The organism is Streptomyces sp. NPDC001822 (genome assembly GCF_042892135.1).
In the GTDB taxonomy this organism is placed as follows: Bacteria; Actinomycetota; Actinomycetes; order Streptomycetales; family Streptomycetaceae; genus Streptomyces.
This window is the reverse complement of record NZ_JBIATW010000001.1, coordinates 67,913-88,699: the sequence shown is the minus strand read 5'-3', so window position 1 is coordinate 88,699 and position 20,787 is coordinate 67,913. Positions and strand designations below refer to the sequence as shown.

Annotated in this window: 17 protein-coding genes and 1 pseudogene; 10 read left to right on the top strand and 8 right to left on the bottom strand. The window is 72.1% G+C overall.

What is annotated here, in order from left to right:
- Positions 1-155: 155 nt before the first annotated feature.
- The 4 genes from galE (at position 156) to idi (ending at position 4,524) form a co-directional block, all read left to right on the top strand.
- Positions 156-1,151, top strand: coding sequence for a UDP-glucose 4-epimerase GalE (gene galE, locus ACFYY2_RS00425; RefSeq protein ID WP_388735080.1), 996 nt, complete (start codon positions 156-158; stop codon positions 1,149-1,151).
- Between the two features lie 190 nt (positions 1,152-1,341).
- A complete protein-coding gene (locus ACFYY2_RS00420; protein WP_388735078.1) occupies positions 1,342-2,283 on the top strand; it encodes a cation diffusion facilitator family transporter in 942 nt (313 codons plus the stop codon).
- A 244-nt stretch (positions 2,284-2,527) separates the two neighbouring features.
- Positions 2,528-3,781, top strand: coding sequence for a GNAT family N-acetyltransferase (locus ACFYY2_RS00415; protein ID WP_388735076.1), 1,254 nt, complete (start codon positions 2,528-2,530; stop codon positions 3,779-3,781).
- 149 nt (positions 3,782-3,930) lie between these two features.
- Positions 3,931-4,524: an isopentenyl-diphosphate Delta-isomerase gene (idi, locus tag ACFYY2_RS00410; RefSeq protein ID WP_329042013.1), complete on the top strand. Its 594-nt coding sequence runs from the start codon at positions 3,931-3,933 to the stop codon at positions 4,522-4,524.
- 48 nt (positions 4,525-4,572) lie between these two features.
- On the opposite strand, the gene ACFYY2_RS00405 is transcribed toward idi, so the two are convergent.
- Together ACFYY2_RS00405 and ACFYY2_RS00400 are read right to left on the bottom strand one after the other, a co-directional pair.
- Positions 4,573-5,028, bottom strand: coding sequence for an ATP-binding protein (locus ACFYY2_RS00405; RefSeq protein ID WP_327112348.1), 456 nt, complete (start codon positions 5,026-5,028; stop codon positions 4,573-4,575).
- 148 nt (positions 5,029-5,176) lie between these two features.
- Positions 5,177-5,629: pseudogene (locus ACFYY2_RS00400) on the bottom strand (HdeD family acid-resistance protein); the annotation flags it as partial.
- A gap of 23 nt (positions 5,630-5,652) precedes the next feature.
- Between ACFYY2_RS00400 and ACFYY2_RS00395 the strand changes: the two are divergent.
- Complete coding sequence (locus tag ACFYY2_RS00395) at positions 5,653-6,453, top strand: enoyl-CoA hydratase/isomerase family protein (protein ID WP_388735074.1); 801 nt, start codon at positions 5,653-5,655, stop codon at positions 6,451-6,453.
- Here ACFYY2_RS00395 and ACFYY2_RS00390 read toward each other — a convergent pair.
- Together ACFYY2_RS00390 and ACFYY2_RS00385 are read right to left on the bottom strand one after the other, a co-directional pair.
- Entirely contained in the window at positions 6,440-7,075 is a 636-nt protein-coding gene (locus ACFYY2_RS00390) for a DJ-1/PfpI family protein (protein ID WP_388735072.1), read from the bottom strand. The two genes, ACFYY2_RS00395 and ACFYY2_RS00390, sit on opposite strands and share 14 nt — an antisense overlap.
- Before the next feature lie 62 nt (positions 7,076-7,137).
- Entirely contained in the window at positions 7,138-8,094 is a 957-nt protein-coding gene (locus tag ACFYY2_RS00385) for a GlxA family transcriptional regulator (RefSeq protein ID WP_388735070.1), read from the bottom strand.
- Between the two features lie 146 nt (positions 8,095-8,240).
- Between ACFYY2_RS00385 and ACFYY2_RS00380 the strand changes: the two genes are divergently transcribed.
- Positions 8,241-9,104: a hypothetical protein gene (locus ACFYY2_RS00380; protein WP_388735068.1), complete on the top strand. Its 864-nt coding sequence runs from the start codon at positions 8,241-8,243 to the stop codon at positions 9,102-9,104.
- Between the two features lie 216 nt (positions 9,105-9,320).
- Positions 9,321-11,774, top strand: coding sequence for a Tex family protein (locus tag ACFYY2_RS00375; protein WP_388735066.1), 2,454 nt, complete (start codon positions 9,321-9,323; stop codon positions 11,772-11,774).
- Positions 11,775-11,883: 109 nt separating this feature from the next.
- Here the strand turns inward: ACFYY2_RS00375 and ACFYY2_RS00370 are convergent, their stop codons facing one another.
- Positions 11,884-13,524 carry an ABC-F family ATP-binding cassette domain-containing protein gene (locus ACFYY2_RS00370; RefSeq protein WP_388735064.1) on the bottom strand — a complete coding sequence of 547 codons (1,641 nt, stop codon included), beginning with the start codon at positions 13,522-13,524 and terminating at the stop codon, positions 11,884-11,886.
- Positions 13,525-13,636: 112 nt separating this feature from the next.
- On the opposite strand from ACFYY2_RS00370, the gene ACFYY2_RS00365 reads away from it, so the two are divergent.
- The gene (locus ACFYY2_RS00365; RefSeq protein ID WP_388735062.1) at positions 13,637-14,560 is read left to right on the top strand and encodes an FAD-dependent oxidoreductase; all 924 of its coding nucleotides are present in this window, start codon (positions 13,637-13,639) and stop codon (positions 14,558-14,560) included.
- Between the two features lie 60 nt (positions 14,561-14,620).
- Here ACFYY2_RS00365 and ACFYY2_RS00360 read toward each other — a convergent pair whose 3' ends face one another.
- Positions 14,621-16,357 carry a BCCT family transporter gene (locus tag ACFYY2_RS00360; RefSeq protein ID WP_388735060.1) on the bottom strand — a complete coding sequence of 579 codons (1,737 nt, stop codon included), beginning with the start codon at positions 16,355-16,357 and terminating at the stop codon, positions 14,621-14,623.
- 291 nt (positions 16,358-16,648) lie between these two features.
- Here ACFYY2_RS00360 and ACFYY2_RS00355 point away from each other — a divergent pair, with 291 nt between their 5' ends.
- Positions 16,649-17,692 (top strand): LacI family DNA-binding transcriptional regulator, encoded by a 1,044-nt coding sequence (locus tag ACFYY2_RS00355; protein ID WP_388735058.1) that lies wholly within the window; start codon positions 16,649-16,651, stop codon positions 17,690-17,692.
- A 16-nt stretch (positions 17,693-17,708) separates the two neighbouring features.
- On the opposite strand, the gene ACFYY2_RS00350 is transcribed toward ACFYY2_RS00355, so the two are convergent.
- The gene (locus ACFYY2_RS00350) at positions 17,709-18,575 is read right to left on the bottom strand and encodes an oxygenase MpaB family protein (protein ID WP_388735056.1); all 867 of its coding nucleotides are present in this window, start codon (positions 18,573-18,575) and stop codon (positions 17,709-17,711) included.
- Positions 18,576-18,967: 392 nt separating this feature from the next.
- Here ACFYY2_RS00350 and ACFYY2_RS00345 point away from each other — a divergent pair, with 392 nt between their 5' ends.
- Positions 18,968-19,855 carry an oxygenase MpaB family protein gene (locus ACFYY2_RS00345; protein WP_388735054.1) on the top strand — a complete coding sequence of 296 codons (888 nt, stop codon included), beginning with the start codon at positions 18,968-18,970 and terminating at the stop codon, positions 19,853-19,855.
- A gap of 131 nt (positions 19,856-19,986) precedes the next feature.
- Here ACFYY2_RS00345 and ACFYY2_RS00340 read toward each other — a convergent pair whose 3' ends face one another.
- Positions 19,987-20,619, bottom strand: a complete 633-nt coding sequence (locus ACFYY2_RS00340; RefSeq protein ID WP_388735053.1) for a TetR/AcrR family transcriptional regulator — start codon at positions 20,617-20,619, stop codon at positions 19,987-19,989.
- Between the last annotated feature and the right edge of the window lie 168 nt (positions 20,620-20,787).

Genomic DNA, 20,787 nt, shown 5'->3' with positions numbered 1-20,787 from the left:
GGCTGAGGCTATCGGATGAACGGAAGACCGATTTCACCGGCCGTTTGTGCTCCGTTCGGGCGATCCGGCCATCATGCGGAGCCGTATCCGATCATCATCGTCGATCAACGGCTCGCCCCACAAACCGCGTCCGGGCAGCGCCTAAGCTGGCGCCCATGACGTGGTTGATCACAGGCGGAGCCGGATACATCGGGGCACATGTGGCGAAAGCCATGAAGGAGGCCGGGGAGCGGGTCGTCGTCCTCGACGACATCTCGACCGGGGTCGACGCCCGCCTGCCCGCGGACATCACGCTGGTGCGCGGCTCGGCGTCCGACCGCGGGGTGGTCGACCGGGTGCTGTCCGAGCACGCGGTCACCGGTGTGGTGCATCTCGCGGCGAAGAAGCAGGTCGGCGAGTCCGTCGAGAAGCCGCTGATGTACTACCGGGAGAACGTCACGGGGCTGTCGGTGCTCCTGGAAGCCGTGGTCGCCGCGGGTGTGGGGCGCTTCCTCTTCTCCTCGTCGGCGGCGGTGTACGGCGTCCCGGACACTGACCTCATCACCGAGGACACCCCGTGTGCGCCGATCAACCCGTACGGCGAGACCAAGCTCGCCGGGGAGTGGCTCGTCCGGGCCACGGGGCGGGCGCACGGCATCTCGACGGCCTGTCTGCGGTACTTCAACGTGGCCGGGGCGGGCGAGCCCGAGCTCGCGGACACCGGCGTCTTCAACGTCGTGCCCATGTTCTTCGACCGCCTGACGAGGGGCGAGGCGCCCCGGATCTTCGGTGACGACTACCCGACGCCGGACGGCACCTGCGTGCGCGACTACATCCACGTCGCCGATCTGGCGGAGGCGCATCTCGCCGTCGCCAGGAGGCTCGACCGGGACGCGGCCGCCGGGACCGGCGGGGACCTCACCGTGAACATCGGCAGGGGCGAGGGCGTCTCGGTACGCCGGCTGGCCGAGCTGGTGGTGGAGGTCACCGGTCTGCCCGCGGAGCCCGTGGTCGAGGCGCGCAGGCCCGGGGACGCCGCCATGGCCGTCGCTTCGGCCGCACGCATGACGGAGGAACTGGGCTGGACGGCCCGGCGCGGCATGCGCGAGATGGTGGAGTCGGCCTGGGAGGGCTGGTGCCTCCTCCACCCCGGGGCACGCGCCGCGAAGTAGCGCCCCGCATCACGCCGAAGCTCTGACCTGCGGACGTTTCCGCAGGTCAGAGCACATGACAACGGTGTTCAGTGCCGTGTTGCCCCACGCCCCGCCCCCGTAGTTCACTGGCGGCATCGGGCGAGGTGCGTCCGAGCTGTCCGCTGGACACGGCGTCCGAGGGACACGACGGGTGTACGGAGGCGTTCTCATGGGGGCAGGCCACGATCACGGGCACGCGCATGGTGGACCGCCCCCCACGGGGACGGCCGCCGCCGCGTACCGGGGCCGGCTCCGGGTGGCCCTGGGCATCACGCTCGGCGTCATGGTCATGGAGATCGTCGGCGGGCTGCTCGCGGACTCGCTGGCGCTGATCGCGGACGCGGCCCACATGGCGACCGACGCCCTGGGCCTCGGCATGGCCCTGCTGGCCATCCATTTCGCCAACAAGCCCGCGAGCCCCAACCGCACCTTCGGCTACGCACGCGCCGAGATCCTCGCCGCCCTCGCGAACTGTCTGCTCCTGCTGGGTGTCGGCGGCTACCTGGTCTTCGAGGCCGTCGACCGCTTCATGACACCGGCGGAGACGAGGGGCGGTCTGGCCATCGCGTTCGCCGCCGTGGGTCTGCTCGCGAACGTGGTCTCGCTGTCCCTCCTCATGCGCGGACAGCGGGACAGTCTGAACGTGCGCGGTGCCTATCTGGAGGTCGTCGCCGACACCCTCGGTTCCGTGACCGTGCTCGTGGCGGCGGGCGTCATCGTCGCCACCGGCTGGCAGGCCGCCGACCCCATCGCCTCGCTCCTGATCGGGCTGATGATCGTCCCCCGTACGGTCAAACTGCTCCGGGAGACCCTCGACGTCCTGCTGGAGTCCGCTCCCAAGGGGGTCGACATGGAGAAGGTGCGTGCCCACATCACGGGACTGCCCGGCGTCCTGGACGTCCACGACCTGCACGCCTGGACGATCACCTCGGGGCTGCCCGTCGTCTCCGCCCATGTGGTCGTGCACCAGGAGATGCTCGACTCGATAGGGCACGAGAAGGTGCTGCACGACCTGCAGGGCTGCCTCGGACACCACTTCGACGTCGAGCACTGCACCTTCCAGCTGGAGCCCAGCGGGCACGCGGAGCACGAGCCGAGACTCTGCCACTGAACCCGTCCCGGGACCGGTCCCGGTGCTAGGGTCTGCGTCGTGTCTCCGGGTACGGAGCCCCGTGAAGGCGGTGTCTCCGGGTACGGAGCCCCGTGAAGAGTGAAGGAGCTGAGGTCGATGACCGTCACGACGACGGCTGCCCCGCGCAGCATCCGGTCCTTCCTCATCTTCCGGGTGACCGGCCGACCGCTCGGCTGACGCCGTCCCGTGCCGGCCGGAGCCCTCTCACACAAGGGTTCCGACGTTGACCGACCCCCAGCACGACGCCTTCTTCGCACTTCACGACCGGCTGCCCCGGCAGAACCCGGGATCCGATGCCACCACCCGGCGGCTCCTCGCGCTCGCGGGACCGCTGCCGCCGCGTCCGCGCATCCTGGACCTGGGCTGCGGCCCGGGCAGGGCCGCCCTGCTGCTCGCCGCCGAGGCGGGTGCGCGGGTGACGGCGGTCGACCTGCACCAGCCCTTCCTGGACGAGCTCACCGAGGCCGCACTAGCCCGGGGGCTCGACGACCGCATCCGCACCGTCCGGGCCGACATGGCCGGCCTCGGCGGGCCCGGTTTCGCCGACGGCTCCTTCGACCTGGTCTGGGCGGAGGGTTCCGCCTACGTCGTCGGCTTCGACACCGCGGTGCGGGACTGGCAGCGGTTCCTCGCCCCCCGTGGCTCCCTGGTGGTCACCGAGTGCGTCTGGACCACGGACTCCCCGTCGGCGGGTGCCCGCGCCTTCTGGGACCCGCAGGCCTCGCTCCGCCCCATCGCGGAGAACACAGCCGCCGCCGTGGCGGCCGGCTGCCATGTGCTCGGGGTGCTGGTGCAGCCCGACAGCGACTGGGACGAGTACTACGTCCCGCTGGCCGAGCGGGTCGCCGCCGCCGATCCCTCGGCCCCGGGTATGGCCGGAGCCCTGGAGGCCACCCGCGAGGAACTCGCCGTGCGCGCCCGGCACGGCGCGGAGTACGGCTACGCGGGCTATGTGCTGCGGCCTCACGATCCCCGCTGGCGGACCCGTCCGGAGGTGCCCGCGGACCATGACGCGGTACGGACCGTCGTCGCCGCCGCGTTCCCGACGCACGCCGAGGCCGGTCTGGTCGACGCGCTGCGTGCCGATGCCGGCGCCTGGCTGCCCGGTCTCTCCTGGGTGGCCGAAGCCGGGGACGGTTCCGTCGCGGCCCACGCGCTGCTGACCCGGTGCACGGTCGGGGACGCGCCGGCGCTCGCCCTGGCACCGGTGTCGACGGCACCCGGCCACCAGGGCCGGGGCGGGGGACGCACGGTGGTACGGGCCGCACTGGACGCGGCGAGGCTGCGGGGCGAGTCACTCGTTCTGGTGCTCGGTCATCCCGAGTACTACGCGGCCTTCGGCTTTCTGCCGGCCTCGCGGTTCGGGATCCTGCCGGGCTTCGACGTGCCGGACGAGGCGTTCATGGCGTTGGTGCTCGACGATTCCGCGCAGGTCCCGGTGGGCACGATCACTTATCCGGAAGCCTTCGGCGTCTGAGGGCGTCGTCCGTTCCGCCGCCCCCGTGGGCGGGCGGCGGAACGGACATGCCAGCCCCCGAAGCGCGGACAAGCGGCTTTTGTACGGCAGACTTGACCGCACTCGAGGGGTCCGGCGCACGAGGCCGGGAACCAAAGCGAAGGATGGGTATGCCGACCACACCAGCCACCGCGGCGCACAGCGCGTCGAACGGCACAGCAGACACGATCATGCTCGAACTGGTCGACGAAAGCGGCACCACCATCGGCACCGCGGAGAAGCTCGCGGCCCATCAGGCCCCCGGTCAGCTGCACCGGGCGTTCTCCGTCTTCCTCTTCGACGAGCAGGGCCGGCTGCTGCTGCAGCGCCGGGCCCTCGGCAAGTACCACTCCCCCGGCGTCTGGTCGAACACCTGCTGCGGACATCCGTACCCGGGGGAGGCGCCGTTCGCGGCCGCCGCCAGGCGTACGTACGAGGAGCTGGGCATCTCGCCCTCGCTGCTCGCGACGGCGGGCACCGTCCGCTACAACCACCCCGATCCCGTGTCGGGCCTGGTCGAGCAGGAGTTCAACCACCTGTTCGTGGGCCTGGCGCAGGAGGAGCTGCGGCCGGACGCGGAGGAGGTCGGCGAGACGGCCTTCGTGAGCGCGGCCGAGCTGGCGGAGCGGCACGCGGCCGCTCCGTTCTCGGCGTGGTTCATGACCGTGCTGGACGCCGCGCGGCCCGCGATCCGGGAGCTGACGGGTACGTCCGCGGGCTGGTGACGCGGCTCGGGGTGCCGGGGGTGACTCGGCTCGGGGGCGCCGGGGCGGTCAGAGCTGCGTGGTGAGGGGCAGTGCCGCCCAGATGATCTTGCCGCCGCCTGCCGTGTGCTCGACGTCGCAGGTGCCGCCCGCCTCGGCCGTGATCTCGCGTACCAGCAGCAGCCCCCGGCCGCCCGTCTGCCCGTAGTCGGTGACGAGGGCCGTGGGACGGTAGGGATGGTTGTCCTCGACGGACACCCGGATCCACTCCGCGCCGATGGCCACCTCGACGGCCAGTTCGGGTGAGAGCAGGGCCGCGTGCCGGACCGCGTTGGTGACGAGCTCCGAGACGATGAGCAGCAGGCCCTGCAGGATCTCGTCCTCGACCGGCACCCCCTGCCTGTTCAGCAGGTCGCGCACCGCGTGCCGGGCCTGGGGCACCGAGGCGTCCACGGCGGGGGCCGTGAAGCGCCACACCCCCTCGTACGACACCGGATGGGCCGGAACACTCCCGCGGCTCTCCATAGACCGGCACCCGCTCTCGACTCGCATCTCACTGACCATCGAGTAATGAGTGTCGGGAACAGCATGGTCCGGACCGCAGCACTGACCGTAAGTGGTCACCTAAGGAACTGTTTTGACCGTTTGGGTATGACAGCGTCAGGTGATTGGACTATTTCTCGTCCCCTTCGGGCGCCATCTGCTCCGTCACCATGCTGACGACACGTCGTCCGCCCACTCCGATCGCGATCAGCCCCAGCCCGTCGAACAACAGGGCCAGCGAGAAGAAGCATCCGAAGACGTAGAGGCTGCTGTGCGGCCAGTCGACGAGCACCAGCACCCCGAGCAGCAGCCCGAAGGCTCCCTGCAGCAGGGTCCAGCCGAACTGCGGACCCCGGACGACGACGCTGCCGACCAGCCGGAACACTCCCCCGGTGAGGAACAGCAGCGCGGCGAACATCGTCAGCGCCTCGGCGGTCCCCACCGGATTCCTGATGACCACGACACCGGCCGCGATGTTCAGCGCGGCGACCACCACGCCGAGCCAGAAGTACGGGGTGCCGCGTGCCTGAACGGCGTGCAGCAGCCCGACGAGTCCGCCGACGAGCAGCAGCCAGCCGAAGAGCCCCTGCGGATAGCATCCGGCGCATGGACCTCACGGAGCGGCCGGCGCACACGGAGCCGCGGCTGGAGCACACCGTCGTGGACGGCGTGGCCACCGTCGTCATCAGCAACCCCGCGAAACGCAACGCGATGACCTCCGGCATGTGGCAGGCGCTGCCGGTGCTCCTGCGGGAGCTGGCCGCCGACTCCGCCGTGCGTGTCCTCGTGCTCACCGGAGCGGGCAACACGTTCTGCGCGGGAGCGGACATCGCCTCGCTCCGGGTTCCCGGCGGAAGGCCGCAGGCCCTCGCCGTGGAGGCCGAGGACGCCCTGGCGGCCTTCCCCCGGCCGACGCTGGCCGCCGTGCGCGGCTACTGCGTCGGCGGCGGCAGCCAGCTCGCGGCCGCCTGCGACCTGCGGTTCGCCGAGGAGGGTGCGTCCTTCGGCATCACCCCGGCCAAGCTGGGGATCGTCTACCCGTCGTCCTCCACACGGCGGCTGGTGTCACTGGTCGGCCCCTCCACCGCCAAGTACCTGCTGTTCTCCGGCGAGCTCATCGGCACGGAGCGGGCCCTGCGGACGGGCCTGGTCGACGAGGTCCTGGCCGCGGGCGGGCTGGACGACAGGGTCCGGGCGTTCGCACAGACCCTGGCCTCGCGCTCGCAGCTGACGCAGGCGGCGGCGAAGGAGTTCGCGGACGGCCGCGAGGACCGGGACGCGTACTGGTCGCGGCAGGCACGGGACAGCGGCGACACCGCCGAGGGGGTCGCGGCCTTCCTGGAGCGCCGCGCCCCCCGCTTCACCTGGACCACCGGCCGGCCGGGGACCGGGGCTACCGCAGGATGAAGCGGCTCTTCGCCCGCCACTGCTCCACCAGGGCCGCCGGGGCCTTCCGCGGGGAGCCCGAGTCGTAGGGCGGCCGGGGGTCGTACTCGGTCAGCAGCTGGACGGACCTGGCGTGGTCGTCGCCCGCGATCGTGCCGAGCAGGGTGAGCCCCATGTCGATGCCCGCCGAGACACCGGCGGCGGTGACGTACTTGCCGTCGGCGACGACGCGTTCGTCCGCGGGCTCGGCTCCGTACGTCCTCAGCACGTCGAGGGCGAGCCAGTGGGACGTCGCCCGGCGGCCCCTCAGCAGTCCGGCCGCGCCGAGCAGCAGCGATCCCGTGCACACGGAGGTCGTCCACGTGCTGGTGGCGTCCGCCGCGCGCAGCCAGCCGAGCAGGGCCTCGTTGTCCATCTGCTCGCTCTGCCCCGGGCCGCCCGGCACGATCACCAGGTCGGGGGCGGGTACGTCGGCGAGCGAGCGGCCGGCGACGAGCGACAGACTCCCGCTGTCGTTGCGCACGGCTCCGGCCCGCTCGGCGACGAAGACGGTCTCGGCCCCGGGGGCCCGGCTGAGCATCTCGTAGGGACCCACGGCGTCGAGTGCGGTGAAGCGGTCGAAGAGCACGATGGCGATCTGCATGGTGGTCCCTCTCGTTGGTGCCGGTGCGGCGCGCCCGGCCGGGTCGTGGGCCGCGCGGGTGGTCAGACGGGCTGGGGGCGGAAACGCCGGCGGTATTCGGCGGGTGCCGTGCCGAGGGCCTTGAGGAAGGCGCGGCGCATCGCCTCCGGCGTGCCGTAACCGCTGGCCCGGGAGATCGCGGCGACTCCGCCGGTGGTGTCCTCCAGCAGCCGGCGTGCCTGTTCGAGGCGTACGCGCTCGACGTAGCGGCCGGGGGTCAGGCCCGTCTCCGTCTGGAAGGCGCGGGCGAAGTGCCGGGGCGAGAGCCTGGCCCGGGCCGCGAGCGCCTCCACCGAGAGGTCGGCGTCGGGATGCTCGGTGATCCAGTGCTGGACCTCGCGCAGGGGTTCGCGGGCGGCGGTCTGGGCGGTGATCTGGGCGCTGAACTGGGCCTGGTTGCCCGGGCGCCGCAGGAACACGACGAGGTGGCGGGCGATGCTCAGCGCCACCTGCCTGCCGTGCTCCTCCTCCACCAGCGCCAGCGCGAGATCGATTCCGGCGGTCACTCCGGCCGAGGTGGCCAGCCTTCCGTCGCGCACGAAGATCGGGTCCGGGTCGACCCGGACCGCCGGATACGTCCGCGCGAGCTTCTCGCAGACCGACCAGTGCGTCGTCACCCGGTGTCCGTCCAGCTGCCCCGCCTCCGCCAGGAGCAGTGCGCCGGTGCAGACCGAGACCAACTGCCCGGCCGCCGGCCCGTGGACGCGCAGCCAGTCGACCAGGGCCGGGTCCGGTGCCCTCGTCCCGGCACCGCCCGGCACGAGGAGCAGGTCCGGCGCGGGGGCGTCGGCGAGCACGCCGTCGGGCACGAGGGTGAGCCCGCTGGAGCAGCGCACGGGAGCGCCGTCCAGTGAGGCGGTCCGCAGGTCGTAGGTGATCCCGGGGAAGCGGGAGGCCCCGGCGAAGACCTCGGCCGGGCCGCTCACGTCGAGACTCTGGACGCCGTCGAAGAGGACGACGAGCACGGATCGCTGCTTCATGTCCCTCAGTCTCCGAGGCTCCGGGCGGTGGCCGCAATGACGAACTTCCCACCTTTCCTGCCACGCCGGGGCCGCGGTGCCGGGGCCGTACCGCCGTGGCGACCCCGGGGGTACCGGACGTACCAACCAGTCGGTAACGTGCGGGCATGAGCACTCTCCCCCCGCGCGCCGGACGCCGCTGCCACAACGCCCTCAACCCGATGCACTCGTGCGTCTACTTCTCCCCCGACCTCGGCAAGGAGTTCGGACAGCTGGGCGTCGAGGACCCGAGCGCCGTCTACTTCGCCTCGCGCGGCGCGGCCCTGGGCGCGGTCGGCGCGGGCACCGTCACCTCGACCTTCTACAACTTCAACCACACGCTGGTGGCCCGCCATCTGCCCTCCGTCTGGTCGCGGATCACCCCCGCGGCCGCGCTCGACGCACGACTGAGGGCCGCCGACTCGACGCTGCGCCGGGTACTGGGCGAGGAGGCCTTCACCTCCCCGGAGATGGCGGAGGCCGCCCGGCTGGCGCTGCGGGCGGCCGAGGCCTGCACCCGCCAGGCCCGTCCGCTCTACGCGGCCCACGCCGACCTGGCGGTGCCGGACGAGCCGCACCTGGCGTACTGGCACGCGGCGACGCTGCTGCGGGAGCACCGCGGCGACGGCCACCTGGCCGCCCTGCTCTCGGCGGGTCTCGACCCGATGGAGGCCCTGGTCAGCCACACCGCGACCGGCAAGGGCACGTCACCCCGCTGGGTCCTCGCCACCCGCGGCTGGCGTCGCACGGACTGGGACGCGGCGGTCGAGCGGCTGCGGAGCCGGGGCGTCCTGGACGCCGAGGGCGACCTGACCGACGCGGGCACCGCGCTCAGGGAGGAGCTGGAGGAGGCCACGGACCGGATGGACGCGGCGCCGTACGAGCACCTGGGCGCCGACGGCGTGGCCCGGCTCACCGAACTGGCGCGCGGGTTCCTGTTCACCGCGGCCTCCGCGGGCGCCTTCCCGGACGACCTGGTCGGCCGGGGCTGACCTCGCGGGCGTACGGAACGTCCTCCGCCGCGGTGCGCCGTGCCCGCCGCGTCCTCCCCGCGAGGTCCACCGTGACGTGCGGGCCGCGATCGACGAGGTCACGCGACACGGCACCCGACGACCCGGCACAATGCAGGCGAAGGTGCCCACTGGAGTGTGGAGCACCCCAGTGGCACAGCCAGCACAGCCAGTACGAGAAGGCGAGTCGGTAGAACCGTGACGACGTCCATCGAAGGCAGGATCGCCGAGGAAATCGGCGTACGCGAGCGTCAGGTGAAGGCGGCCGTCGACTTGCTCGACAGCGGGTCGACCGTGCCGTTCATCGCGCGCTACCGCAAGGAAGCGACCGAGATGCTCGACGACGCGCAGCTGCGCACGCTCGAGGAGCGGTTGCGCTACCTGCGGGAGCTCGAGGACCGCCGTGCGGCCGTCCTCGATTCCGTGCGCGAGCAGGGCAAGCTCGACGAGGCGCTCGAAGCGCGGATCCGGGCGGCCGACACCAAGGCGCGGCTCGAGGACATCTACCTGCCGTTCAAGCCGAAGCGCAGGACGAAGGCCCAGATCGCGCGCGAGGCCGGCCTGGAGCCCCTGGCCACCGGCCTGCTCGCCGACCCGTCCGTGGACCCGCTCGTCGCGGCGGCGGCTTACGTCGACGCGGACAAGGGCGTGGCCGACGCCGCGGCGGCCCTGGAGGGCGCCCGTTCGATCCTGGCCGAGCACTTCTCGGAGGACGCCGACCTCACCGGCGAGCTGCGCGAACGCATGTGGTCGCGGGGCAGGGTGGTCGCGAAGGTGCGGGACGGCAAGGAGGAGGAGGGCGCGAAGTTCGCGGACTACTTCGACTTCAGCGAACCCTTCACCGCGCTGCCCTCGCACCGGGTCCTCGCCATGCTGCGGGGGGAGAAGGAGGACGTGCTCGACCTGGTCCTCGAACCGGAGGAGCCGTCGGACACGCCCGGGCCTTCGTCGTACGAGAACATGATCGCCCGGCGTTTCGGTGTCGCCGACCGCGGCCGGCCCGGCGACAAGTGGCTCGGCGACGCCGTCCGCTGGGCCTGGCGCACCCGGATCCTCGTGCACCTCGGGATCGACATGCGGCTGCGGCTGCGCACGGAGGCGGAGGACGAGGCCGTACGCGTCTTCGCGTCCAACCTGCGTGACCTGCTCCTCGCCGCACCGGCGGGCACCCGGGCGACCCTGGGACTCGACCCCGGATTCCGGACGGGTGTGAAGGTGGCCGTGGTGGACGCGACCGGCAAGGTCGTCGCGACGGACGTCATCCACCCGCACGTGCCGGCGAACAAGTGGGATCAGTCGCTCGCCACGCTGGAGCGCCTCGCGAAGGAGCACCACGTCGACCTCATCGCGATCGGCAACGGCACGGCGTCCCGCGAGACGGACAAACTCGCCGGTGAACTGTGCGACAAACACCCGGAGTTGAAGCTCACCAAGGTGATGGTGTCCGAGGCCGGCGCCTCGGTCTACTCGGCGTCCGCCTTCGCCTCGCAGGAACTCCCGGACATGGACGTGTCGTTGCGCGGCGCGGTGTCGATCGCCCGTCGGCTGCAGGACCCGCTGGCCGAGCTCGTCAAGATCGACCCGAAGTCGATCGGCGTCGGGCAGTACCAGCACGATCTGTCCGAGGTGAAGCTGTCGCGCTCCCTGGACGCCGTGGTCGAGGACTGTGTGAACGGTGTGGGCGTCGACGTCAACACCGCTTCCGCACCGCTGCTTTCGCGGGTGTCTGGCATCGGAGCGGGTCTGGCCGAGAACATCGTGGCGCACCGCGACACGAACGGCCCGTTCCGCTCCCGCCGTGCGCTCAAGGACGTGGCGCGGCTGGGCCCGAAGGCCTACGAACAGTGCGCGGGATTCCTCCGCATCCGGGGCGGTGACGACCCGTTGGACGGGTCGAGCGTGCACCCCGAGGCGTACCCCGTGGTGCGGACGATGGTGAAGCGGACGGGCGGGGACGTCGCCTCACTGATCGGCAACACGGACACGTTGCGCTCGCTGCGGCCGGACGACTTCGTCGACGAGAAGTTCGGGCTTCCCACGGTCACGGACATCCTGAAGGAGCTGGAGAAGCCCGGCCGCGACCCGCGGCCGGCGTTCAGGACGGCGACGTTCAAGGAGGGTGTCGAGAAGCTCGCCGACCTGGCCCCGGGCATGGTGCTGGAGGGGGTCGTCACGAACGTCGCCGCGTTCGGCGCGTTCGTGGACGTCGGTGTGCACCAGGACGGTCTCGTGCACGTGTCGGCGATGTCGCGCACGTTCGTGAAGGAGCCCCGGGACGTCGTGAAGCCGGGCGACATCGTCCGGGTGAAGGTGATGGACGTCGACATCCCGCGCAAGCGCGTCTCGCTGTCGCTGAGGCTCGACGACGAGCCCTCGGCCGGACAGGGCGGCGGACAGGGGCCGAAGCGCGAACGCGGTGAGCGCAACGGCCAGGGCGGTGGCGAGCGCCCGCCGCGACAGCGGCAGGGCCGGGGGCAGGGTCAAGGCCAGGAGAACCGCCAGGGTGGCGCTGCTCAGCGCCGGGAGCGGCGAGGCGGTGGTGGCGCGGGCGCCGCGCGTCCCGCGGCGGCACCGGCCAACAGCGCGATGGCGGACGCCTTGCGGCGTGCGGGGCTGACCGGCGGGTCCGACAAGGGGGGAGCCAGGCGCTGAGGCTCGTGGGCGGGCCGACGGTGATCCGGTCAGCCCCGCGAGGGGCCTGACCGCCCGGCCTCGCGAGGGACCGCCCGCCCCGGAGCCGGGGCGGGCGGTCCCTCGTCCGTCAGCCGGCCTCGGTGACCTTGCCGTCGGCCACCTCGACACGGCGGGTCGTGCGGACGGCCTCCAGCATCCGCCGGTCGTGCGTGACCAGCAGCAGGGTGCCCGTGTACGACTCCAGCGCCGACTCCAGCTGTTCGATCGCCGGCAGGTCCAGGTGGTTCGTCGGCTCGTCCAGGACCAGCAGGTTGACCCCCCTGCCCTGCAGAAGGGCCAGGCCGGCGCGGGTGCGCTCGCCGGGCGAGAGCGTGGTCGCGGGGCGCAGCACGTGGGCGGCGCGCAGACCGAACTTCGCCAGCAGCGTGCGCACCTCCGCCGGTTCGGTGTCGGGGACGGCCGCGCAGAAGGCGTCCAGCAGGCTCTCGGTGCCGTGGAAGAGCTTGCGGGCCTGGTCGACCTCGCCCACCACGACGCCCGAGCCGAGCGTGGCGTGGCCCGCGTCGAGCGGGAGGCGCCCCAGGAGGGCCGCCAGCAGCGTGGACTTCCCGGCGCCGTTGGCACCGGTGATGGCGACCCGGTCCGCCCAGTCGATCTGCAGGGTCGCCGGTCCGAAGGAGAAGCCCCCGCGGGCCACCTCGGCGTCGCGGAGGGTGGCGACCACGGAGCCGGAGCGCGGAGCCGCGGCGATCTCCATCCGCAGCTCCCACTCCTTGCGCGGCTCCTCGACGACGTCGAGACGCTCGATCATGCGCTGGGTCTGCTTGGCCTTCGCGGCCTGCTTCTCGCTGGCCTCGCTGCGGAACTTGCGGCCGATCTTGTCGTTGTCGGTCGCCTTGCGACGGGCGTTCTTGACGCCCTTGTCCATCCACCCCCGCTGCATCTGGGCACGGCCCTCGAGCGCGGAGCGCTTGTCCGCGTACTCCTCGAACTCCTCGCGGGCGTGGGTGCGGGCGCGCTCGCGCTCCTCCAGATACGACGCGTAACCGCCGCCGTAGAGGTTGATCTGCTGCTGGGCGAGATCGAGTTCCAGGACCTTCGTGACCGTGCGCATCAGGAATTCGCGGTCGTGGCTGACGACGACGGTGCCCGCCCGGAGTCCGGAGACGAAGCGTTCCAGACGCTCCAGGCCGTCGAGGTCCAGATCGTTGGTGGGTTCGTCGAGCAGGAAGACGTCGTAGCGCGAGAGGAGCAGGGAGGCGAGGCCCGCGCGGGCCGCCTGCCCGCCCGAGAGCGCCGTCATCGGAAGGTCGAGGCCGACGGTCAGGCCGAGTTCGGCGGCCACCTCGTCGGCGCGTTCGTCCAGGTCGGCGCCGCCCAGTGCGAGCCAGCGCTCCAGCGTCTCGGAGTAGGCGTCGTCGGCGCCCGGTGCCCCGTCGACCAGGGCCTGTGTCGCGGCGTCCATGGCGGTCTGTGCGTCGGCGACCCCGGTCCGGCGGGCCAGGAACTCCCGCACGGACTCGCCCGCACGGCGTTCGGGCTCCTGCGGGAGGTGGCCGACGGTGGCCGAGGGCGGTGAGAGCCGCAGCTCCCCCTCCTCCGGCCGGTCGAGGCCGGCGAGCAGTCGGAGCAGCGAGGATTTGCCCGCGCCGTTGGCTCCGACCAGACCGATCACGTCGCCGGGCGCGACCACGAGGTCGAGTCCGGCGAAGAGTGTGCGGTCGCCGTGCCCGGCGGCGAGTTCCTTGGCGACGAGGGTGGCAGTCATCAGGCTGACGATCCTAACCAACCCTGGCGGCCCATCTCCCGGCCGCACCACGGTGCGACCATGGCGTGCCCGGGACCCGGTGGGCAGGGTGACGCGGAGGCGGGGTGACACGGTGCCGGACGTGATCGTGGTGGGCGGCGGGGTCAGCGGTCTGACCACGGCCCTGCTGCTGGCGGAACGGGGACTGCGGGTGAGGGTCTGGTCTCGGGAGGCCCCCGCGGCCACCACCTCGGCGGTGGCGGGTGCCTTGTGGTGGCCGTACCGGATCGAACCCGAGGAATCGATCGGGACGTGGTCGCTCGACACCCTGCGGGTGTACGAGGAGCTGTCGTCGTCCCCCGGGGAGACCGGCGTGCGGATGGTCGCCGGAGTGCACGGGGGCGAGCGGCTGTCGGCCCTGGGGTCGTGGGCCCGCGGGCTGACCGGGGTCGCCGAGGTGCCCCAGGGACTGCGGGTGACCCTCCCGCTGATCGACATGCCCGTGCATCTGCGCTGGCTGGAGGAGCGGCTGGCCTCGGCCGGGGGTGTGGTCGAACGGCGTACGGTGGGCGGCTTCGCCGAAGCCGCGGCAGAGGCGCCCGTGGTGGTCAACTGCGCGGGGCTGGGCGCCCGGGAACTCGTCCCGGACCCCGGGGTGCACCCGGTGCGGGGCCAGCTGGTGGTGGTGGAGAACCCGGGCATCGACGAGTGGTTCACCCTGGCGGATCCGGTGTCGAGCGCGACGACGTACTTCTTCCCCCAGCCGGGCGGCCTGGTGCTGGGCGGGACCGCGGAGACCGGCGACGAACGCGCGGAACCCGACCCGGTCACGGCCGGGGAGATCGTGGCGCGCTGCGCGCGGGTGCGGCCGGAGATTGCCGGGGCGCGTGTGATCGGCCACCGCGTGGGATTGCGGCCGGCCCGGGACGCCGGGGTGCGGATCGAGGCGGAGGAACTGCCCGGCGGCGGGCTGCTGGTGCACAACTACGGTCACGGTGGTGCGGGCGTGACCGTCGCCCGGGGGTGCGCCCACGCCGCGGCCCGGCTGGTGCCCTGAGCCTCGGCCCGCCCGCGCCGGGGCGGCGGTGTCGCGGGAGCCGGCGCCACCGCCACCGGCTCAGGCGGGCGGCTCGGGCCTGTGGCGTTCGTCGCTGGTGACCTCGGACCCGGGGCCGATGCGGATCTCGAAGTCGCCGTCGTACTTGGCGTGGCCCTCGATGACCGCCGATTCGACCGCCTCCACACCGAACTCCCTGCGGACGATCATCGGGTCCTGGCGCAGGTCCCTCATGAGCGCGACGCACATCCCGATCATCACGATGGTGAAGGGGGCGGCCACCAGGATGGTCAGGTTCTGGAGCCCCGCCAGGGCGTCCCCCTGCCCGTCGCCGATGAGCAGCATGACCGCCGCGACGGCGCCGGTCACCACGCCCCAGAAGATGACGACCCACTTGGCGGGTTCGAGGACACCCTTCTGGGAGAGCGTGCCCATCACGATCGACGCCGCGTCGGCGCCGGAGACGAAGAAGATGCCGACCAGGATCATCACCAGGATGCTCATGACGGTGGCGATCGGGTATTCGTGCAGAACGCCGAAGAGCTGGGCCTCCGGGGTGTCGCCGACGCCCTTGAGCTGCCCGTTGCGCTGCAGTTCGATCGCGGAGCCGCCGAACACCGCGAACCAGATCAGGCTGACCGTGCTGGGCACGAGGATCACACCGCCGACGAACTGCCGGATCGTGCGGCCGCGGCTGATCCGGGCGATGAACATCCCGACGAAGGGCGTCCAGGAGATCCACCAGGCCCAGTAGAAGACCGTCCAGCTGGCGAGCCAGTCGGCGACGTCCCCCTCTCCGGTCGCCTCGGTGCGGCCCACGAGCTGGGCGAGGTCACCGAAGTACGCCGCGATCGAGGTGGGCAGCAGATCGAGGATGATGATGGTGGGGCCGACGACGAACACGAAGACCACCAGGATCAGCGCGAGCACCATGTTGATGTTGGAGAGCCACTGGATGCCCTTCTCCACACCGGAGACGGCCGATGCGACGAAGGCCGCCGTGAGGACCCCGATGATCGCGACGAGCATGCCCGTCCCGGTTTTCTCCAACCAGTCGAGTTCCTCGAAGCCGCTGCCGATCTGCAGTGCCCCGAGCCCCAGCGAGGCGGCGGAGCCGAAGAGGGTCGCGAAGATCGCGAGGATGTCGATGATCCGGCCGACGGCCCCGTGGGAGTGCCGCTCGCCGATGAGCGGGATGAAGACCGCGCTGATGGTCTGGCGCCGGTGCCGGCGGTAGGCGCTGTACGCGATGGCCAGGCCGACGACCGCGTAGATCGCCCAGGGGTGGAGCGTCCAGTGGAAGAGAGTGGTCGCCATCGCCGTCTGCTCCGCCTCGGCGGCGTCAGCGGGGTGCGTGCCGGGGGGCGGGTTGACGAAGTGGGCCAGCGGCTCGCTCACCCCGTAGAACATCAGGCCGATCCCCATGCCGGCGCTGAACATCATCGCCACCCAGGAGACCGTGCGGAACTCGGGCTCCTCCCCGTCCTGACCGAGCGAGATCCGCCCGTAGCGACTGATCGCGAGCCAGAGGGCGAAGATCACGAATCCGGAGGCCGCCAGGATGAAGGCCCAGCCGCCGTTGTGGATCAGCCCGGTGAGCAGACTGTCCGACACGTCCGTCAGCGAGTCGGTGGCCGTGGAGCCCCAGATCACGAAGGCGACGGTGAGGACCGCGGAGACGCCGAACACCACTCGGTCGGTCGAGGCACGGCGTCCGTGGTGCGGATCGGTGGGCAGTTCGGCCGTGACCGGCAGATACTCCCCTCGCCCACCCCTTCTCTGCTCGTCGTGTGACACAAATGGCACCTTTCAGGCAATGCGAATATTTCGCTCTCCGTAGGCAGTACCACACTCGGTGCGCATCCACGGGGACCGCCGAGCGGTACACGCGCGGCCGTTCCCGCGTGACCGCCCCAGGGCGGCCGTTCGCGCGGAACCACCGGCCGTTGCCGTACGACCGTGTGAGCCGAAGGGCCGGGAGGCTCGGGCGCCTGCTCGTCCGGCGGGGCGGATAGGCTGGAGCGTCCGTGCCGAACCCGCCGGTTCCAGCCGTTCCCCGCCGGGGCACGCGTGTACGAGGAGCGACCCTTGCCCGACCCGATCCCTGATCCGCAGCGTGACGTACGGCCCACCCTGGAAGCGGTGGCGGCCCGCGCCGGGGTCTCCCGGGCGACGGCGTCCCGGGTCGTCAACGGGGGTGCGGGTGTGCGCCAGCCCCTGGTGGACCAGGTGCGCAAGGCGGTCGACGAACTCGGCTACGTCCCGAACCACGCGGCGCGTACGCTCGTCACCCGGCGCAACGGCGCCGTCGCGGTGATCATCGACGAACCCGAGTTCCGCGTCTTCTCCGACCCGTTCTTTTCCCGCCAGATACGAGGCATCAGCCGCGAACTCAACGCGCACGACGCGCAGTTGGTCCTGCTTCTGGTGGAGGGCAGCGGGGACTTCGACCGGGTCACCCGCTATCTGGCCGGCGGGCACGTGGACGGCGTACTCGCCTTCTCCCTGCACACCGACGACGAACTTCCCTCCATCATCCGGCGGTTCCGGGTCCCCACGGTGTACGGCGGCCGCCCCGAGCGCCTGGCCGGGGACACGCCGCAGGTGCCGTACGTCGACTGCGACAACCGAGGCGGTGCACGCGACGCCGTGCGCCATCTGGTCTCGCTCGGCAGACGGCGCATCGCGCACATCGCCGGGCCACGTGACCAGACCTCGGCCCTGGACCGGATCGACGGCTACCACGACGTCCTTCCGGACGCGGGGACGGAGCTGATCACGGACGGCGACTTCACCGTCGAGGGCGGGGCCCGGGCGATGGCAGGTCTGCTGGACGCCCACCCCGACCTGGACGCGGTCTTCGTGTCCAACGACCTGATGGCCTCGGGCGCCCTGCGGGTGCTGCGCGAACGCGGTGTCCGGGTGCCGGAGGACGTGGCGGTGGTCGGCTTCGACGACATGACGTCGGTCGCCGTCGCCACCGAACCGCCGCTGACCACGATCCGTCAGGACGTCGAGGGCATGGGCCGGTTGATGGTGCGGCTGCTGATGGAGCGGCTGAACAGCGACACCGGGACGTGGCCCGAGTCGGTCGTGACGCCGACCGAGCTGATCCGCCGGGCGTCCGCCTGACTCCTCGCCGTCCCCGCTACCCCTGCCGTCCTCGCCCGGCCCGCCACGCGGCCCGGGCGGCGCGGGCCCGCGGCAGATAGCGCAGCCGCTCGGGGAGCAGCGGCACGATCACGCGGACCACCGCTCCGAACCGCCGCAGCCGCCGCTCCTGCCGGGGAGTCCAGTCGAGCCCGATGGCCTCGCGGGCGTCCGGCGGCATCAGCCCGACGGTGATGAAGCGACGGAACCGGGCCAGGGGCGGCAGCAGCAACGGCCACGCGGCGCGCAGCGCCACCCGCAGGGTGAGCGGCCCCCGGTCGGGGGGCGGCACGGGGGCGTCCACGGCCAGCAGCTCCCGTACGACGGTGGTGGCCTCTACCTCGTCGGCCAGCATGGTCCGGTAGTAGGGCCAGAAGTCCTCGATCGTCGGGGGCATGTCCTCGTCCCTGAGCCCGAGGACACGGCCGACCTGGAGCCACTCGCGGTACAGGGCGCGCTCCTGCGCCCGTGTGAGCGGACGGACCAGATAGCGCGAGGCGTGCTGGTAGACGGGAAACCCAGTGGCGTGGACCCACGCGTAGTTCGCGGGCGTCAGCGCGTGGTAGCGGCGGCCCCTCGTGTCGGTGCCCCGGATGGTGCGGTGCAGCTTTCTGAGCCTGCGCCCCTCCTCCGCGGCCGCCTCTCCCCCGTACACCCAGAGCTGGAGCGAGCGCAGGGACCGTTCGCCGCGCCCCCACGGGTCGGTGCGGAACACGGAGTGGTCGTCGACCCCCGCGCCGACGGCCGGGTGGGCGACCTGGAGGGTGAGGGCCGCGGGCAGCATGAGCAGACCCCGGATGTCTCCCGCGAGGCTCCACAGGACTCCGCCCGGAGGGGGCGGGGCGGGGTCTCCTGCGCTGTGCATGCGGGTGCTCCCAGGTCTCGGCGGGGCCGCGGGCCGGTGACGCGGGCCCCTCTCCCTTCCAGTATGCGATCCCGGAGGCGACCGGCGGGCGAAGGGGTCGGGGCGGTGGAATCGGGAGCACCCGGCACCCCGTCCGTGTCCGCCCGGGCACCCTCGCGGCGCCGGGGTGCGGGGGTGTTGACGCGCCCGATGAAACAAGTCAATAGTATTTGTAACTTTGACGCTCAGGCCGCTCGGGACGCACCGCACGACGCCCCGTCACATCGCTTGCCGGAAAGCCGATTTGTCCTCGCCCCGACGCACCTACCGCCCGAAGCCCGCGACGGCCGCACCGGAGGCCTCCCCGCGGGTCCGCACCGAACGGCTCCCGTCCACCGAGGAGGTTGCACACCATGGGCCGCTACAGCCGACTGCGTGAGATCCGCCGGATGGATCCAGCCCGCGACTGCGCCGAGATACTCCGGCTGATGTCGCAGTACGAATTCCCGTGGGACTACCGGCAGGGCATCAGCGTCGCCTTCCTGCGCGACTACGGCGTCCCGAGGATCTCCGTACTGCTCGACCGCACACAGGAGTTCGAACGCAACGGGCAGAAGCGATACGACGACACCGTCCTGTTCGGCTACGAGATGGCGGCCGAAGGCTTCGACTCGGAGCGGGCGCGGGCTGCGGCCCGTCACCTCAACCGCATCCACGGCAAGTACCGCATCCCGAACGAGGACTACCTGTACGTGCTGGCCACGACCGTCGTCGGCCCCAAACGGTGGATCGACCGCTTCGGGTGGCGTCCCCTGTGCGCGCAGGAGACCGCGGCACTGGCCGAGGTGGGGCGGCGCATGGCCGCGTTGATGGGCATCGAGGGCGCTCCGGCCACCTACGAGGGCTTCGAGGCACTGCTCGACTCCTACGAAGCCCGGATGTTCGCCTACGACCCGGCGAACCGCCGCGTCGCCAACGCCACCTTCCGGGTCATGGCGGCCTGGTATCCGGCGCCGCTGCGCCCGCTGGTCGCCAGATTCTCGCTCGCCCTGCTGGACGAACCGCTGCTGCGGGCGCTCGGCTTCCCCCCACAGCCCCGGTGGGCGCGGGCGGCGGCCGCACGCCTCGTGCGCGCCCGTTCGCACGGGGTACGCCTGCTCCCCGCCCGGCCGCGCCGGCTGCCCTCCAGACCGAGACCCCGCAGCTACCCCTTCGGCTACCGGCTCGACGACCTCGGTCCGCACTGGGCACAGAGCCGTCCGCTGGAACCTCTGCCCACGGAGGCCTCACGCCCCGCGTGAGCCGGCGACCCACGACGGGACCGGCTGCGGCGCTCTTCCGGCGGAGAAAGCCCGTGGAAACCGGGCGCCGGGGCCCGGGGACACCAGCACGTCGGCCCAGCAGCACACCGGCGCAGCAGCTTCCGCCCGGCTCAGCGCGCGCTGAGCAGCGGCACCAGGTAGCGCCGGGCGAAGGCGCCCACCTGTGCGTCGTCGTCCAGCTCGAAACAGCTCACCGGGTTGAGCAGGAAGGAGACGGTGATCCGCACCATGAGTTCGGCGACGGGGGTCGGGTCCGTGTCCGGGCGGCCCTCGGCCCGCTGGGCGTGACGCAGCCGGTCGGCCAGGTACTCGCGCATCGCGAGGAACGCGGGCCCGCTCTCCAGCGTGAGAAAGGGGAGCAGTGTCTCCGGCTCCAGCCGCAACAGACCGCCGACCAGGGGGTGTTCACGGATGTGCTTGAGCACGGCCGTGAATCCGGCGACGAGCCGGTCCTCGACGGTCGGCAGCGACGCCACCGCCTCGTCGACGTCCGCCACGAAGCGCCGGTACTCACGGAGGAGACAGGCGGAGACCAGACTGTCCTTGTTGCCGATCCTGCGGTACACGGTCACGCGCGAGACCTTGGCCCGCTTGGCCACGTCGTCGACGGTCGAGCGGCGCAGCCCGAACGTCACGAACTGCTCGCGCGCGGCGTCCAGGATCTGCTCGTTCAGCGCGTCGGAAGGTGGGGTCTCGACGAGCGCCCTGGCCAGCAGGGTCTCGTCGGCACTCCGTGCCGCCATGGGGCCTCCCCGTCCGCAGTGGCGCCCCCAGCCTATCGGCTGAGCAACAGAGTTACCCGGTCCGCTTCCCTGTAACGCGCATGTGCCGCCGGTGGCGGCTTCGGGCTCGGCCCCCTGGGGCGTGCGGCCGGGGTCCTGGGGTCGTGGGGTCCAGCCGTACGCACTCGG